General features: G+C 46.1%; 8 protein-coding genes. 3 read left to right on the forward strand and 5 right to left on the reverse strand.

Features of this window, described 5'->3' with window-relative positions; genetic code table 11:
* Window positions 1-71: 71 nt before the first annotated feature.
* Window positions 72-3,632 (reverse strand): hypothetical protein, encoded by a 3,561-nt coding sequence (locus tag MHM99_RS01555; RefSeq protein WP_239217874.1) that lies wholly within the window; start codon window positions 3,630-3,632, stop codon window positions 72-74.
* 172 nt (window positions 3,633-3,804) lie between these two features.
* Window positions 3,805-6,090, reverse strand: coding sequence for a diguanylate cyclase (locus MHM99_RS01560; RefSeq protein WP_239217876.1), 2,286 nt, complete (start codon window positions 6,088-6,090; stop codon window positions 3,805-3,807).
* A 267-nt stretch (window positions 6,091-6,357) separates the two neighbouring features.
* Here MHM99_RS01560 and plsB point away from each other — a divergent pair, with 267 nt between their 5' ends.
* Entirely contained in the window at window positions 6,358-8,811 is a 2,454-nt protein-coding gene (gene plsB, locus MHM99_RS01565; protein WP_014951390.1) for a glycerol-3-phosphate 1-O-acyltransferase PlsB, read from the forward strand.
* 245 nt (window positions 8,812-9,056) lie between these two features.
* Here the strand turns inward: plsB and ilvA are convergent, their stop codons facing one another.
* Together ilvA and ilvD are read right to left on the reverse strand one after the other, a co-directional pair.
* Complete coding sequence (gene ilvA, locus MHM99_RS01570; RefSeq protein ID WP_239217878.1) at window positions 9,057-10,610, reverse strand: threonine ammonia-lyase, biosynthetic; 1,554 nt, start codon at window positions 10,608-10,610, stop codon at window positions 9,057-9,059.
* Entirely contained in the window at window positions 10,610-12,460 is a 1,851-nt protein-coding gene (gene ilvD / locus MHM99_RS01575) for a dihydroxy-acid dehydratase (protein WP_014977810.1), read from the reverse strand. The genes ilvA and ilvD overlap by 1 nt, the downstream gene beginning before the upstream one ends.
* 442 nt (window positions 12,461-12,902) lie before the next feature.
* Here ilvD and MHM99_RS01580 point away from each other — a divergent pair, with 442 nt between their 5' ends.
* The gene (locus MHM99_RS01580; RefSeq protein ID WP_014951393.1) at window positions 12,903-13,520 is read left to right on the forward strand and encodes a trimeric intracellular cation channel family protein; all 618 of its coding nucleotides are present in this window, start codon (window positions 12,903-12,905) and stop codon (window positions 13,518-13,520) included.
* Between the two features lie 208 nt (window positions 13,521-13,728).
* Window positions 13,729-15,243, forward strand: coding sequence for a YifB family Mg chelatase-like AAA ATPase (locus MHM99_RS01585; RefSeq protein ID WP_239217880.1), 1,515 nt, complete (start codon window positions 13,729-13,731; stop codon window positions 15,241-15,243).
* Window positions 15,244-15,263: 20 nt separating this feature from the next.
* On the opposite strand, the gene ilvY is transcribed toward MHM99_RS01585, so the two are convergent.
* Window positions 15,264-16,136, reverse strand: a complete 873-nt coding sequence (gene ilvY / locus MHM99_RS01590) for an HTH-type transcriptional activator IlvY (protein WP_239217882.1) — start codon at window positions 16,134-16,136, stop codon at window positions 15,264-15,266.
* Window positions 16,137-16,152: the final 16 nt, after the last annotated feature.

Raw genomic sequence — 16,152 nt, forward strand, 5'->3', positions numbered from 1 at the left:
CCTAAAACTAAATAACAAGCACTTGCCGCGTCTTTTGCGATCTGCAATAGCCTACGACAAGTGCTTTCTTCTTATTTTACGAGAAGAGCCATGTTCGGGTTACTAATTTGTAACTCCAGCTCCCCATCACTATTTTGACGTGTGCGCATGCCTTCAACATTATCGAGCCCAAGTCCAGGGCTTTGCCACACCACATTGCCTTTATTATCAATCTCAACCACGCGATATGCGATGCTGTCATAATAATTGTACGAATAGTCATTCTCGTTAGGCTGGTAGATAGCGAGAATCGACTGATTAGACGACTTAGTTGGAACAGCCGCTATATACTGAGGGTAGAATGACGGTGCTATAGCGTCTTTGAGTTCTAATGCATCGCTCGCCACGTCATAAACATTGATGGTGTTGTAGTTTCTATTTAAACACGCAAATTCAAGTTCGCTATCACTATCAAAATTTACCGTGAGCAATTGGTCACAATTGGTTTCCAATTCATTCAATCCAACAAATTCACCATCCTGCATTTTATAGAGCTTGAGCGAACTATAGCCCCCAACAGCAAAATAATGCACACCGTCTTTTTCAGAGGCAGCAAGCGCATTAATTGAAAAATCGTTAATGATTGAGTCGATAAGCACCTGATTCTCGATATCAAACGCTTTAAGTCGATTGTTCTCAATAATAACTGCATCGGCGTAACTGTCGTTATTTACGTCAATGGCTTCAATAAACGAAATTTCACTATTCTGATTATTGTTCAGTGTCCACTGAATAGCGTTATCTGTAAGTCTCACGACATTAAACGACGAACTATAATCCAGTGCCCCTATTAGTAACTCACCCACACCGTCATTGTTGTAGTCTGTAACGACCGGTTTGCTATAGTTATAGACATCTTCGCCAACCTCAGCACTTATCGCAAAGTTATCCTCTTTATCTACCGATAAAATCTGAATAGATGATTCGTAACTACTTGTATCGCTAACAAAGACGGCTCTTTCATCATTATCGCCATAAGGTGCCCAACCCGCGGCATGATATCTACTAGCGCGCGGCGCACCTTTTATATCTGACAAGGCATATTCACCGTTGGCATCTTGTTGCGCTACTAAAATTTGATTCTCACCAGTCCAAATAATGTCGTCCACATTGTCATTGTCTAAATCGTCAATGAGAAGTGACATGCCACTGTAAGTGTTGTGGTTAAGAGCCCACTGCTCAGAGATTTGTCCCGCTTCTAATGCAAAACCTCTAACTTGTCCCCACTGACACTCGGAGACAACCACTATTCCTTCTGTAGCTGGGCTTTCTTTACTATAGGCGATATCACAAATGTCACCATGTTCCGCCGTTGCCAAACTGCTTTTCGATACTGCAGAGTAGATTGAGATATCATTCCAACTATCGGCACCGATGATTTCATCTACACCATCGTTATTCATATCACCCAGCACAACAAATGCGTCGCTGAACCCGCTACCGTATAGCCATTGGTTGGCACCGCTTTCGATATCAAATACATAACCATTGTTCGTTACCATTTCTATCGATGCGTCATCATCTACGTTACCAAAAGCAAGGTTATTGACGCCGTCAATATCGTACTGTTGCAACTGCTCACCTGTGCGAACATCTACAATGGCAATAGAAGTCGCATTGTAATATTCGCTCCCATATAAATAAGCAACTTCATCAACCCCGTCACCATTGATGTCATAAAATAAGCCAGAAATAATACTATCTTCAATAATAAACACCGCTTCTGCGTTACTTTCGCGGTCTTTTATTACAGACAATCCCTGTTGAGTAAGAAGGTAGATTTCATCATTATTGTCACCATCAACATCTTGGGTATGCACGCTTCTAATTTCGCCTTTAGTAGGCAGTTTATACGGATACACATAGGTATTTTTAAGCGTATTACCTTCTAGCGAAAATGCGCCCACGTTGCGAGCATTTACCGTGATAAGTTCACTTGCACCATTGGTCGAAGCAATAGCAAAGCCATGATTATAAATTGGTGTCATCACAGTAGTACGAGCATAAGCCGGGGCCTTGTCCGCATAAGAAGTGATTTCGAGCGTTTGTTGGGATTCAGTTCCGTCTAAGCTAGCGAAACTAAACATATAAGTTTGAGCGTTGAAAAGTTGATTCGCAGGTACGTTCCAGGTCATCAGACCTTCCGCATTTAACGAAGCACCGGGAGGCGCTGAAATAAGCTGTCCCGCGACGTCATCGTCAATTCTGTCTGGGTCACTCATCGATACGGTAAACTCTACGTATCCGCCCGCAGTTACTACTTCAGGCATATTCGATGCAGTGAGCGTCATAGGAGAATTGCCGATCTCAACGAAAGTAGGCTGGGATTCAACAACGTTAATACCGTCTGACACCACCATGGTAACTTTAACTTCATCACCGAAGACTGCGCTGTAAGGTGGGAGCGTGGTACCATTAACATCGTCAAGGACTACACCATTTACATACCAGCGAAACGAAATCACCAGCTCTGAGTCGGGAGTATCTGAATCATGATAGTAGCCAGGCTCAACGGTGACTTCATCTGTGGTATAGACAGTCTCATAGGCATAGTAATAAGGCTGATTCACTACAGGAGGTACGGATATCGCATCGATATCTGAAAGCGCAAGGCCAGTATGATTTCCGCTGGCAAACGCTGTTAGATTATTAAAGTATACACCTACATCGTAAATATCATCGCCGTTGTTATCTTCGCCATAGCGAACTGCGCCATCAATAACGTCAATTCCAGCCGTTTTATCTCCTTTTACGACCAGCGAGCCAGATGACGAATAGGGAAGGTCGCCCTGATCAGAAGAATATGCAAAGTCCAATTTGCCTTTAGACGCAATGTAGATTGAACCATTAAGTTCAGACACGAAGGTGTTGTTTGTCACCCCTTCTGCTGATGTGCCACTGACCTTGTAAGTTTCACCATTGTGCGTGACAGTAAGATACTGCCTCGTCTCTTCATAAAACGTACCTGTTTGTGGGCGGTAGCGAAAATCAACACTTAAGTAGCCTTTTAATGTTGTGCGCACGCCACCGTCTAGCATAGACAAAGTAGTGAAATAAGACGTTACTTCGGAGCTGTTTTCACCTGCGTCAGTAATAACTAGCGAAAACTGTCCGTCATACCGAGTGGAGTCGTAATATTGAATGCACTGATCATAGTCTACAGTAATCGTTCCTTTACCCGTGTCTTCATCAAGCTTACCTGAGTATGTTACTGATCCTGATTCATAGCACTCGGTCGTACCTTCAACGTTGCCGTTCTCATCTAGGAAGGTGTAGATATCATATTGATCTACATAGGGTGAGCCACTTGTATTGTCACCAAAGAGCGTGATGTAAACCTCTTGTACTGCGCTGATATCCACAGTAGAGACTTTCGTTTCTCCACTGTAGTTCGCATCAGCATAGGTGGTTGCCGCCGAGTTTAGTCGTGACACTGAGTAATCTAAAGGATTTGATAAAATTTCTAGTGCTGTCGGCTCAGGTGGAGGTGGTGGGTTTGTAGGTGGAGAAGAATCAGAGCCACCTCCGCCACCACACGCAGTTAGAGCTACAAGAGAAAAAAGGCCAGAAAAACCCAAGCGCGAAGTTTTCATACATCGTCCCTGATTTAAAAGGCATGTTGGCTTTTTAGTTAAAAGCTCAAAACATGCCTAATTATTAAGTTTAATAAAATATTCGTTTTTTATAACTTAACTTTATCAATCTAGCAACAGCGCCTTGGGCGTATACGCTTATATTTAATGTAGGCGAAGCCACGTACTATTATTATTCATCCCATACGACTTGGTTTCTGCCCTGCTCCTTGGCTCTGTACAGCGCCTTGTCAGCAAGCGATAAGAGGGCGCTGAAATCCGCCTCAAAGGTGTCTTTGATAAATGTTGCGCCGATGCTGATCGATAAATTCATCGTGTCTGTCTTGTAGGTCACCCTTCCTTCTTCAACAGCAATGCGCAGTGCTTCTAGCTGCCTATGGATCTCTTCTTTCTTGTCACCTATCATGACTATTGCAAACTCTTCTCCTCCTAATCGAGCCACGACATTTGGCGTTTGATTATGTTTAGCTATTTTTCTCGCAACAGCAATAAGCGCCTGATCTCCAGCATCGTGACCGTAGGTATCGTTTACTTTTTTGAAGTGATCAATATCGACGATAGCAACACATCCACGACAATGTTGTTTTGAAAATGAAATGCACTCGTCAAGGAACGCGCGTCGGTTATAAAGGCCCGTTAAAGAATCGGTCATCGCCAAATGCCTAAGCTTCTCTTCAGCAACGGCTCGGGCTTCCTCAAGCTCTACTGCGTAGAACAAGCCAGCCAATGCATCTAAAAAGGGCTGTAGAAACTCAGCATCTTCGTCAGTGTAGGTATCAAACTTATTCGCTAAACCGACCATTCCCACTACTTTATCTTTCACTTTTATAGGTAGGCCTAAAAATCGGCTAATGCGCGGATGACCGTGCGGAACACCTTTGGAATTAGGGTGACTGTTTGGCGCATTACTAATGGTAACTTCTCCCGTTAAAATTGAGGTTCCAAAAAGGTTGTCGAAGTTACTAAAGTAGAGGTTTCGTTTTTTGTATTCTGCATATTGAGAAAAGCTACTGTTATCCCAAACAATTTCAGAAATCGCATGAATGAAAAGTCTAGATGAGCTACCGTCTCCTTTCATTTGGCCGACGAAGGCAAACTGGCTATCTGAGATATCTATGAGTTCGGCCAATACGGACTGACACGCCATCGTCAAGTCATTGTTTTGCAGATATGATGCCCGGGTTTTATTGATAAATTGAAGGAGCTGGGTTTTCTTTCTCTCATGCAGTTCGCTTTCCATTCGTTGCGTTATATCTCTATGAATACCTGCTATACGAACCGGCTTACCTTGGGCATCTGTCTCAACGGTTTTCCCATAACTTTCAACCCAAACCCAAGAGCCATCAGTGTGTTTCATGCGAAATGTGGTGTTAAAGACTTTGCTCTTACCAATTAGATGCATGTTGAGCTGCTTTTCAACTTTGACGTAATCCGCGGGATGAATGAGCTGTCTAAAAAAGCGGGAGCCACTGTCATAGTATTCATACTCAAGACCAACAATGTCGCACCAGCGCTTGTTGACTTGATTAACATCGGCGGCCAAGTTCCAGTCCCATGTTCCTAACTCTGAAGCCTCGAGTAATAAACGCATCCGCTGATTGGTTTTATTGAGCTTGTCTTCCACATACTTTTGGTCACTAGTGTCAAACAAAAATGCTTGAACCGAGTACAACATGCCGTCTTCGCGAAAATTTGCCGTTGATATCATGCTCACCCAAATAGTACGCGTTGGCGTCCTTATCTGAAGACGGCAGGTGTGCGTTTCAACACCTTCCATGTGGGCCTGCATAGCAAAGGTAAAATCACCCTCCGCCTCCTCAGACAGCACCTCACTCAATGCCACCGTTCCAGTGAGCAAATCTTGGGGTGAAACTCCCAATACACGCTCACTATTTTTCGAGATATACACCAGCCTCAACGACGTATCATAGCGCCACGTTGCCAACACAATAGGAGACTTCTCAATAAGCCCGTGCTCGCGTTTAAGCGCTTCGTGTTCTCTTGAAAGCGAAATATGCTGACTAACCAAAGCACCTATTCTCTCTAAAACTTCTAAGTGTTTTGCGTCTATTTCTCTTGGCACGGTATCAATTAAACATACGGCACCGATTACCTGATCATTTATCTCGATCGGCGTTCCTGCGTAGAAACAAATGTGAGGTTCTCCGGTGACGAGAGGATTATGCATAAACCGTGGATCTTCTTGCGCGTTGCTAACAACCACCTGCTTGCGCTCTTCAACGACGTGACTACAAAACGCATGTTCACGAGTGACTTTAGAAAGAGTGGTTCCGTAGTGTGCTTTAAAGGTTTCTTCAAACTCTCCGACGACGCCAATGAGTGCGATCGGCACCTTGTATGCCTCTGCGAGCACCATCATTAAATCATCAAGATCTAACGGCACTTCGCTATTGAGCATAAAGTCATCAATTGTCTTTAACCGGCTTTGATCATCCACTACTGCTTGCTCATATTCATTTGCCCTTATAAAAGTAGTAACAGTCCGGCTGTACCGCAATTAAATACAGCTAATGTTACGTTCTCTGTATTCGAACCCATTATAGAAATGGCTGTGACTCACAAGAAAAGGAGAAGGGCGCTTTTGAACTTCCCATGTTATGGATAGTCATTACAGCATGAGAAGCGATGAAATTGGCTTGTCGCGAGATTGTGACGCGTTTGTGTTACACTTCACCCGTTTTTATTTCATAGGATTACATAATTCATGTCGTGGATGCGAAAAGCCCTTCTGTCGGTATTTCATTATCCTGTTAAGTTACTGGTTAAAGCCCACAGCATTCCAGTTAACGTTGAAACCGAATTAGGAATAGATAAAAGTAAACCTATCGTTTATCTACTCCCCACCAACTCAGTGACAGACCAACTTGCACTGAGAATGTCGACTAAAGCGCTAGGTTTACCTAGTCCTACAGAAACCCTCACATTAGCGGGGCGAGAGTATTCGTCGACCTTATTTTTACGCAAAACCCAGCCTCTTTTCCGTTCGTCGGCTAAAGATACGGGAATTGAAGACGTTTTTACTGACCTCTTTCATTTGCATAGAGACCATGAAAACCTAGATTTACAAGTTGTTCCTGTCTATGTGACGTGGGGCCGTGCCCCGGGTCGTGGTAAGCCAGGCTTAAGCGATCTCATTGCTGATAAAGCGGCGCCAAGTTGGCTTCGTAAGTTGTTCATTGTGCTGTTTTTGGGCCGCGACAACTTTATTAACTACTCTAAAGCCGTTTCTGCACGCGCGATGTCCAATCAACATGGTAGTGACCAAAGTATTGCACATAAGCTTGTGCGCGTAGCAAGCACTCACTTTCAAAGAAAGCGCCAAAGCATGACTGGCCCTACGCTGTTAGAGCGCCAAGAACTCAATAATAGTGTGTTGGGCTCTGATGCAGTGCGTCGCGCTATTGCTGAGGAATCACGAAGCAAGAAGGTGTCTCATGAAAAAGCGAAAGAGACTGCCCAAACCTACATCACAGAAATCGCGGCAGACTACCGCGAAGGGCTAATTCGTTTTGGCGACAGGCTACTTACCCGTATATGGAACAAAATTTATAACGGTATTAGTGTAGGTCATGCCGATCGTATTCGTGAATTGGCGGCTAATGGTCATGAAATCATCTACGTACCGTGCCACCGTAGTCACATGGATTACCTATTATTGACTTACGTGATTTATCACGAGGGTATGGTTACGCCACATATCGCTGCAGGTATCAATCTGAACTTTTGGCCGGTTGGAAAAATGTTCCGTCGTGGCGGTGCTTTTTTCTTACGCCGCAGTTTTGCAGGCAACAAGCTCTACACAGCTGTTTTCAGAGAATATCTAGAGCTGCTGTTTAACAAAGGCTATTCGGTAAAATACTATCCCGAAGGTGGCCGCAGCCGAACCGGCCGTTTGATCCCACCGAAAACGGGCATGCTAGCCATGACCATTCAAGCCATGCTCAAAGGCGTTAACCGTCCAGTTAGTATCGTGCCTGTTTATATCGGCTATGAAAACGTGATGGAAGTGAAGAGCTATTTGAACGAACTCAAAGGCTCTAAGAAGAAAAAGGAATCTAACCTTCAGGTGTTCTCGGCTATTCGTAAACTCAAGAATTATGGTCACGGATACGTGAATTTTGGCGAACCCATTGCGCTTAACCAGTTTCTTGAAAATCATGTGCCTAACTGGCGAGATTGTCGCGATGCCGAGCCAGAGAAAAAACCAGCGTGGCTGACACCTGCGGTTAACGAACTGGCCAATAATGTCATGACGCGAATTAATCGCGCAGCGGCATTAAATGGTATGGCGTTAGCGTCGTTATGCTTACTGTCTTCTAAACGACAGACCATGAGTGAAGCAGAGTTAAAACAAGCAATGGGCGACTTCATGGACTTGTTTAAAGCGGTACCGTTCAGCGATGATGCCACCATTCCAGATTCATCAGCGGAAGAGCTACTGCGCGATACGCTGAAATTAGGCCGCTTTGACGTAAAAGAAGACGATTATGGGCGTTTGATCAGTCCTCAACCAAAATCAGCGGTATACCTCACTTATTATCGCAACAACATTTTGCACTTATTCGCGATCCCAGGTCTTATAATGGCGTCTATCTTCGCGAAGAAAGGCACCACGAAGAACAGTATTTTTCAGCTTATTGCGGCGCTTTATCCGTTGCTGCAAAAAGAACTGTTCTTGCACCTTACCCAAGATGAAGCGCTTGCGCATACTGATGCGCTTATAACAGCGCTACTAAACAAAGGATTGTTGCGTCAGGAGGGCGATGAACTGTTGCCGCCAGATGCACACTGCAAACAATTTCACTCAGCATGGCTGTTAAGCCGATGCATGCAGGAAACGCTTCAGCGTTACGCGGTGGTATTGACCATTCTAGATAAAGAAAAGGTCATTAGCCGAAGTGCACTTGAGCGCGAAAGTAAGCAAGTGGCTGAACGCTTATCTGCTCTCTACGGGCTAAGCTCACCAGAGTTTTACGATAAGAATGTGTTGTCTAGCTTTATCAGTGCATTGAAAGAAAACCACTGGCTGGACTCTGAAAAAGATGGCAGCTTAAAGTACTCAGAAGAGTGTGAAGCCTTACGTGCTGACGTTATGGCCCTGATTTGGCCAGAAATGATGCAGCATTTGGAGAACGTTACACTAAACGCTTCGAATTAAGGCGACGCTAGCTGGCTGAATTTGCCAGCACTACGGAGCTTAGGTAAAAAGAGAAAGCCCATGCTACTGCATGGGCTTTTTATTGCGCGTCAATCTATCTTGGCAGGCATTGAAAATCCCCATACTTCATTGATAGATAGACGCTAGATAGTGCCGCTTCGTATCGCTCCCCGGTAAACCTGCGCTTAACGCGAAGCAATACAAAGCGAAAACGGGAGATAGGCTCGTTTCGCCTGTTTCGCTATTTAGACCTTCGCTGGTTGCGACAGGAAAAAACGATAGGCGGGGTTGTCTGTTACTTCTTCAACCTTATAGCCTAACTCAGCAACATGCTGGTTAAAGTCATCTCTACTTTCTGGTGCGATATCAAAGCCTGCCAATACCAAACCTTCTGCTGCGCCATGGTTGCGATAGTGAAATAGGGTAATATTCCACTGTTCACCTAACGTATTTAAGAAGTTCAGTAGCGCACCCGGACGCTCAGGAAATTCAAAGCTGAAGACTTGCTCGTTAAGAATAGTTGGCGGACGGCCACCAACCATGTGACGAACATGGAGCTTCGCTAACTCATTATCGGTTAAGTTAACGCAGTCATACCCTTTGCTTTCAAGGTCGCTTTGCAGTGCAGCAAACTCTTGCTGCCCGCCTTTAAGCTTAACGCCCACGAAAATATGTGCTTCGCTCTCACTGGCATAGCGATAGTTAAATTCGGTGATTGCTTTTACCCCAACGCACTCGCAAAACTGTTTAAACGCACCTTTGTTTTCAGGAATTTTAACCGCAAAGACCGCTTCTTTCTGCTCACCTAATTCACAGCGTTCAGACACATAGCGAAGGGTATGAAAGTTGATGTTTGCGCCACACAGAATGCCGCCTAACTTCTTACCTTTGAGGTCGTGTTGCTTAGCGTACTTGCGAATTGCCGCCACCGACAATGCGCCCGCAGGCTCTGCAATAACACGGGTATCATCAAAGATATCCTTAATTGCTCCGCATATTTCATCATTAGTAACCGTAATGGTTTCATCAATTAAACGATTACACAGACGGAAAGTTTCCTGCCCCATCACTTTAACAGCAACGCCATCAGCAAAAATGCCGACGCTTTCAAGCTCGGTAGGCGCGCCTTGCGCCTTTGCTTTAATGAAACAGGCCGATTCTTCCGACTCTACCGCAACGATTTTTATGCTTGGTTTTAGTTGCTTTAAGTAAACCGCAATACCAGCGGCTAAACCACCGCCGCCCACAGCAATAAATAAGATATCGAGGTGTGGGTTTTGCTCTAGCAGCTCTCGCGCGACTGTACCTTGCCCTGCAATGACATCGGGGTCGTCAAAGGGCGGAACAAAGGTATAACCGTGGGTCTCACATAATGCTTTTGCATGGCTACTTGCTTGATCAAAGCTGGTGCCATGCAATACCACATTCACGTTTTCACCGCCGAAGCGTCGTACTGCGTCTACCTTGATATCAGGCGTGGTTTCAGGCATGACAATAGTCGCCTGAATACCTTTCATTTTTGCACTGTACGCTAAGCCTTGCGCATGATTACCCGCCGAGGCGCCAATTACGCCAGCTTGCAATTGCTCGTCGCTTAGTGAGCAAATACGGTTATAGGCACCGCGCAGCTTAAAGCTTTTTACCGGCTGCTGATCTTCGCGTTTCAGAAAAATTTCATTGCCAAGCTCGGCTGAAAGCAAAGACATATAGGAAAGTTCACTTGCCACTGCTACATCGTAAACAGGGGCAAGTAAGATCTTCTTCAAATATTCATGATCGCTAACGTGTTCGGCTGCCATTATAGATTTTCCAGCTTAGTCACATCACGCACTGCACCTTTATCGGCACTGGTTGCTAACGCCGCAAAGGTTTTAAGAGATGTGGAGACTTCACGAACGCGATCTTTCGGCTTCCAAGGCTTATCACTGGCTTCCATTTTCGCGCGGCGTTCTGCTAGTTCTTCATCGCTAATAGCAATATTGATACTTCTATTGGGGATATCTATTTCAATTTTATCGCCATCTTCCACTAGACCAATGCCACCACCACTGGCGGCTTCAGGTGAGCAGTGACCTATAGACAACCCACTGGTACCGCCACTAAAGCGTCCGTCTGTTACCAAAGCGCAGTGCTTGCCTAACCCTTTAGATTTCAAGTAAGACGTTGGGTACAGCATTTCTTGCATACCCGGGCCGCCGCGGGGACCTTCGTAGCGAATGAAGACCACATCACCGGCTTTTACTTCATCGCCCAAGATACCTGCTACCGCATCATCTTGGCTTTCGTAGATTCTCGCAGTTCCGTTGAATTTAAGAATAGATTCATCTACGCCAGCCGTTTTTACAATACAGCCATCTTCAGCCACATTACCGTAAAGCACGGCTAGGCCACCTTCTTGACTGAACGCATGGTCGATAGAGCGAATGCAGCCGTTTTCGCGGTCGTCATCGGCTTCGTCCCAGCGACAATCTTGGCTAAATGCTTTTGTCGTGCGAATACCCGCAGGACCCGCGCGATAAAAGGTAATAGCATCTTCGTTTTCAGGGTTAGTGATGTCCCACTCGCTGATAACGTCGGTAAGCGGTTTTCCTAAAACATGATTAACATCGGTGTTCAGCAAGCCAGCCTTATTTAGCTCGTTCAAAATACCCAAAACGCCACCCGCTCGGTGTACGTCTTCCATGTGGTATTTGGGTGTTGAAGGTGCCACTTTGCATAGGTGAGGCACTTTGCGAGACAATCTGTCGATGTCTGCCATAGTAAACGGCACTTCGCCTTCCATTGCCGCTGCTAACAGATGCAAAATGGTATTGGTCGACCCACCCATGGCAATATCCAAGCTCATGGCATTCTCAAAAGCCTTAAAGTTGGCGATATTACGTGGTAATACACTGTCATCATCGTCGCCGTAGTAACGCTTGCACAGCTCAACAATTTGTTTGCCCGCTTGTTTAAATAAACCTTCACGGTCGGCGTGGGTAGCCAGCATAGAGCCGTTGCCCGGCAAGGATAAACCTAACGCTTCGGTTAGACAGTTCATGGAGTTCGCGGTGAACATCCCTGAACATGAGCCGCAGGTAGGGCAGGCTGAGCGCTCAATTTCGTCGGTATCAGCATCGCTAACTTTGTCGTCAGCAGCCGCTACCATGGCGTCAACCAAGTCTAGTTTAATAAGCTGGTCTGAAAGCTTGGTTTTACCCGCTTCCATTGGGCCCCCAGACACAAAAATGACCGGTACGTTCAAGCGCATAGACGCCATTAGCATTCCCGGGGTAATCTTGTCGCAGTTAGAAATACAAACGATGGCATCGGCGCAATGTGCGTTCACCATGTATTCCACTGCATCAGCAATGATTTCTCGAGATGGTAAGCTATACAGCATACCGCTGTGCCCCATGGCGATACCGTCATCCACTGCGATAGTGTTGAATTCTTTCGCCACACCACCCGCTTCTTCAACGCTGCGTGCCACTAATTGGCCGAGATCTTTTAGGTGAACATGCCCAGGTACGAACTGCGTAAATGAGTTCGCAATAGCAATAATAGGCTTGCCGAAATCAGAGTCTTTCATTCCAGTTGCTCGCCATAACGCGCGAGCTCCCGCCATATTTCTACCTTGGGTGGTAGTTGCTGAACGTAACTTGGGCATAAATCCTTCCCGTTAATTTAAGGTTCTAGGTTTAGGCGCTAGACCTTTTTGTGAAACTAAAAAACAGTGGTAAACCAGTAATGCTTTGGCTCAACTTCCAATACGCGCTGTTTTACTCAAAATTGCATGTCATACTGATGATGTAACACATCATCTAAGGTCGTTCAAAGCGAGGAGCAACAAAGCCTAACTGCTAACACATCAGTAGCGCTTTGTTTTATATGATATATTTGACATACAATACCTATATCCATTGGCATTGTAGTTATGAAATGTTGTTCGTTAGAGGTTATGGCTTTACCTCATCACTCAATATCACGAACCGTAATCTCAACAGTACGTTTCGATATTGGGCAAAGAAATAGCATGAAACATAAGGCCTGATCAAGTATTTTGCGGTAGGAATGGCGAGTTTTTAAGGGTAGTAAAAGGGTACAAGAAGATGTTTGATTGGTTTCATTGGTTAAACTTAGCGGGGGTTGCAGTGTGCGCAATTTCCGGCACCCTGATGGCCTATCAAAAGCGTATGGATGGATTTGGCGTGGTCGTGCTTGCCAGCGCAACCGCCATTGGCGGCGGAACACTGCGTGATGTCATGTTAGATGTCCCGGTCTTCTGGATTGCCGATACCGATTATTTATACACCACACTGATAGCCGCCTTTATACCCATTATCTGGCTGCGTATTAGTCCACGCTTTCCTTTTCACTATTTATTAATTGCCGATGCTTTCGGGCTGGCGCTGTTTAACGTAGTAGGCATAGAGAAAGCCTTGGCAAACGATACAGGCATGGCCGTGGCGGTTGCCATGGGCACCATTACCGGCGTGTTTGGCGGTCTGTTACGGGACGTTATTTGCCGAGAGGTACCGCTGGTACTCAACGGCGAACTGTATGCCATGACCTGTATTGCAGGGGGCGTGGTTTATGGAATAGGCATGCAAATGGAACTCGCCACACAGTGGTGTGGTATTGCGGCCCTTGTAACAACCGTACTGTTTAGGCTTGGCGCCATGCGCTGGCATTGGCAGCTGCCCGTTTTCTACAACGACCACCACTAGCACTAGCCTAAGTTTGCTGAGCAGGATCATTACATGCCAAGCGTTTTATGCACTCTCAGTAAATCCCATCGTTAGTACAGTTACATCTTATCCCGACTCTCTCTAAAGTTTACGCCGACTGCGTTGGCTTACATTTTTACCGCGCTGACACGTTTGCGTTTCATAACCACGAATCATAAGTATTCAGCGAGAGGAGGTTGTTTAGATTATGGGAATGGCTGTCGTTAAAACCTTTGCAGGGCAGGGCGTGGCAGCGCCAGAGGTAAGTGTAGAGATTCACCTAGCTAATGGTTTACCTGCTTTTCAACTGGTCGGCATGGCAGAAACCAGCGTTAAAGAAGCGCGAGAAAGAGTACGCAGCGCCCTGATAAACAGTGGTTTTGAGTTTCCCGCAAAACGAATAACCGTCAATTTAGCGCCAGCAGATATTCCCAAGTTTGGCGGGCGGTTCGACCTTCCCATTGCCGTAGGCATTTTAGCTGCGTCGGGCTACATCTCAGACATTAGCCTACTTAACATTGCCTTTGTGGGCGAGCTTGCATTAAACGGCGAAATAAAGCCAGTAAACGGGCTGATTCCTGTGGTAATGGCAGCTGCAAACGAAGATATTGCGCTCGTATATCCGGGGGATAATGACGTAGAGGCTGCATTGGTTTCTCACGCAACGCGCTACCCCGCTTTCGATTTACTGTCTGTTTATGAACACCTTACCGGCAACAAAAAGCTCGCCAAAGGCCAGCCGTTTACCTCACGGGCGCCTAACAAAACCTTAACAGGGTGGGATGACATTATCGGCCAAGAGCAGGCCAAACGAGCGCTTATTATCGCGGCAAGTGGTGCACATAATCTTTTGATGGTTGGCCCTCCAGGCACAGGCAAAAGTTTACTCGCCAGCCGAATGCTATCGCTATTACCCGATATGAGCGAGGAAGAAGCGTTGGAAGTGGCTGCCATTCACTCTGTGAAAGGCGAAAAACTGCATGCAGAGCGTTTTCTAACTCGCCACCTCCGCTCGCCCCATCATACTAGCTCTGCGGTGGCGCTTACTGGCGGTGGCTCAAACCCTGTACCGGGTGAAATATCGCTGGCTCATAATGGTATTTTGTTTCTAGACGAACTGCCTGAATTTGGGCGAAAGGCACTGGATGTATTGCGCGAGCCACTTGAAACCGGCGACGTGCATTTGTCTCGTGCTTCAGGAAGCGCCACATACCCCGCCAACTTTCAACTAGTAGCGGCGATGAATCCAAGCCCGACGGGTGATATTGATGATAACCGACTAACCCCGCAGCAACAGCTCAACTACTTGAACCGGTTATCGGGACCACTGCTTGATAGAATTGATATACAAGTCGAAGTGCCGCGCCTACCTGACTACGACCTGCCAGAGCGAGCCAATAGACCTGACGACTCGTTACACGCAACGCGAGAGCGAGTCATTGCAGCTCGTCACAAACAAGGGCTACGGCAAGGTAAGCCAAATGGTGCGCTGCACGCAGGTGAGCTTGCCGATATATGTCTGCTAGATGACGCTGATTTGCAGTTTCTACAAGCCGCTGCTAAACAGCTTAATTTGTCTATGCGGGTGTTTCATCGCACGTTAAAAGTGGCAAGAACCATTGCAGATCTTGAAGATGAGCACGCCGTATCGCGGGCGCACATTGCAGAAGCATTGGGCTATCGCGCCCTCGATAACCTTATTAAACAGTTGAGCACTAGCTAAGCACCAGCTATGCCTTAAACTTACCCACGAGTTTGCAAATTAAGCTGCATAAAGGCGTTTATAAGCGGCTCGTTTTGCTTATCCTGCAAGCAGCATAAACCTAAAGCATAAGGCTCAATATCTTCAACAGGTATTTGGGTTACAGCATTGGCCATACTGGAGTGATCAAGTACCACTTTAGGCACAAATCCCACGCCACATTCAAGTGCCACCATGCTCACGATGGCCTCGTTACCGCCGACATAAGCATACACATTTGGACGAATGCCATGCTCAGCAAACCAGTGGTAGGCAGTACGACGGGTTGGGCCAGTTTCAGGCATAATCACCTGATGTTTAGTCCAGTCCAACTGGCTTAGTTGAGTAAGTCGCCACTCTCTTGGGGCAATAAGTACCAAAGGCACATTATCAAGCGCGGTGAAATGCAAATCTGTCGGCATATCAGGGGTGTAGATAGCAATAGATAAGTCGCACTCTTTGCCTTTCACTTTTTCTATCGCAAGGGCAGGATCGCCGGTAATTAGGCGTATATCAACACCCGGGTGCTGTTGCCTGAACTGTCTAAGCATAGCGGGTAAGTGGCTTTGACTAGCGGTAACCGAGCAAAATACGCTGAGCTCACCCTGCAATGCGTCGTTATCTTCTTTTAAGTCGACCTTTAGCTGTTGCCAATCTTTCAGCGCTTGCTTTGAAAAAGACAGCAGCTTGTGCCCACTGTGGGTTAGCGCCACTTTGCGGTTATCACGTTTAAACAACGTGCAGCCTAACTCGTCCTCAAGGCGTTGAATAACCCGGCTTAATGTAGAAGGCGACACATACATGGCCTCGGCGGTAATGCCAAAATGTAGGCTGGTAGCTAGGTGATTGAACAGCTGTAGACTGCGAAAATCCATAAACATTTCACTTTAT

The organism is Alteromonas sp. MmMcT2-2 (assembly GCF_022348305.1).
Lineage (GTDB): Bacteria > Pseudomonadota > Gammaproteobacteria > Enterobacterales > Alteromonadaceae > Alteromonas > Alteromonas macleodii.

Bases quoted from the DNA above. Each gene is read 5' to 3' on its own strand.
- MHM99_RS01555 (WP_239217874.1), bottom strand. From the start codon at position 3,632: ATGAAAACTTCGCGCTTGGGTTTTTCTGGCCTTTTTTCTCTTGTAGCT.
- plsB (WP_014951390.1), top strand. From the start codon at position 6,358: ATGTCGTGGATGCGAAAAGCCCTTCTGTCGGTATTTCATTATCCTGTT.
- ilvA (WP_239217878.1), bottom strand. From the start codon at position 10,610: ATGGCAGCCGAACACGTTAGCGATCATGAATATTTGAAGAAGATCTTA.
- ilvD (WP_014977810.1), bottom strand. From the start codon at position 12,460: ATGCCCAAGTTACGTTCAGCAACTACCACCCAAGGTAGAAATATGGCG.
- MHM99_RS01580 (WP_014951393.1), top strand. From the start codon at position 12,903: ATGTTTGATTGGTTTCATTGGTTAAACTTAGCGGGGGTTGCAGTGTGC.
- MHM99_RS01585 (WP_239217880.1), top strand. From the start codon at position 13,729: ATGGGAATGGCTGTCGTTAAAACCTTTGCAGGGCAGGGCGTGGCAGCG.
- ilvY (WP_239217882.1), bottom strand. From the start codon at position 16,136: ATGGATTTTCGCAGTCTACAGCTGTTCAATCACCTAGCTACCAGCCTA.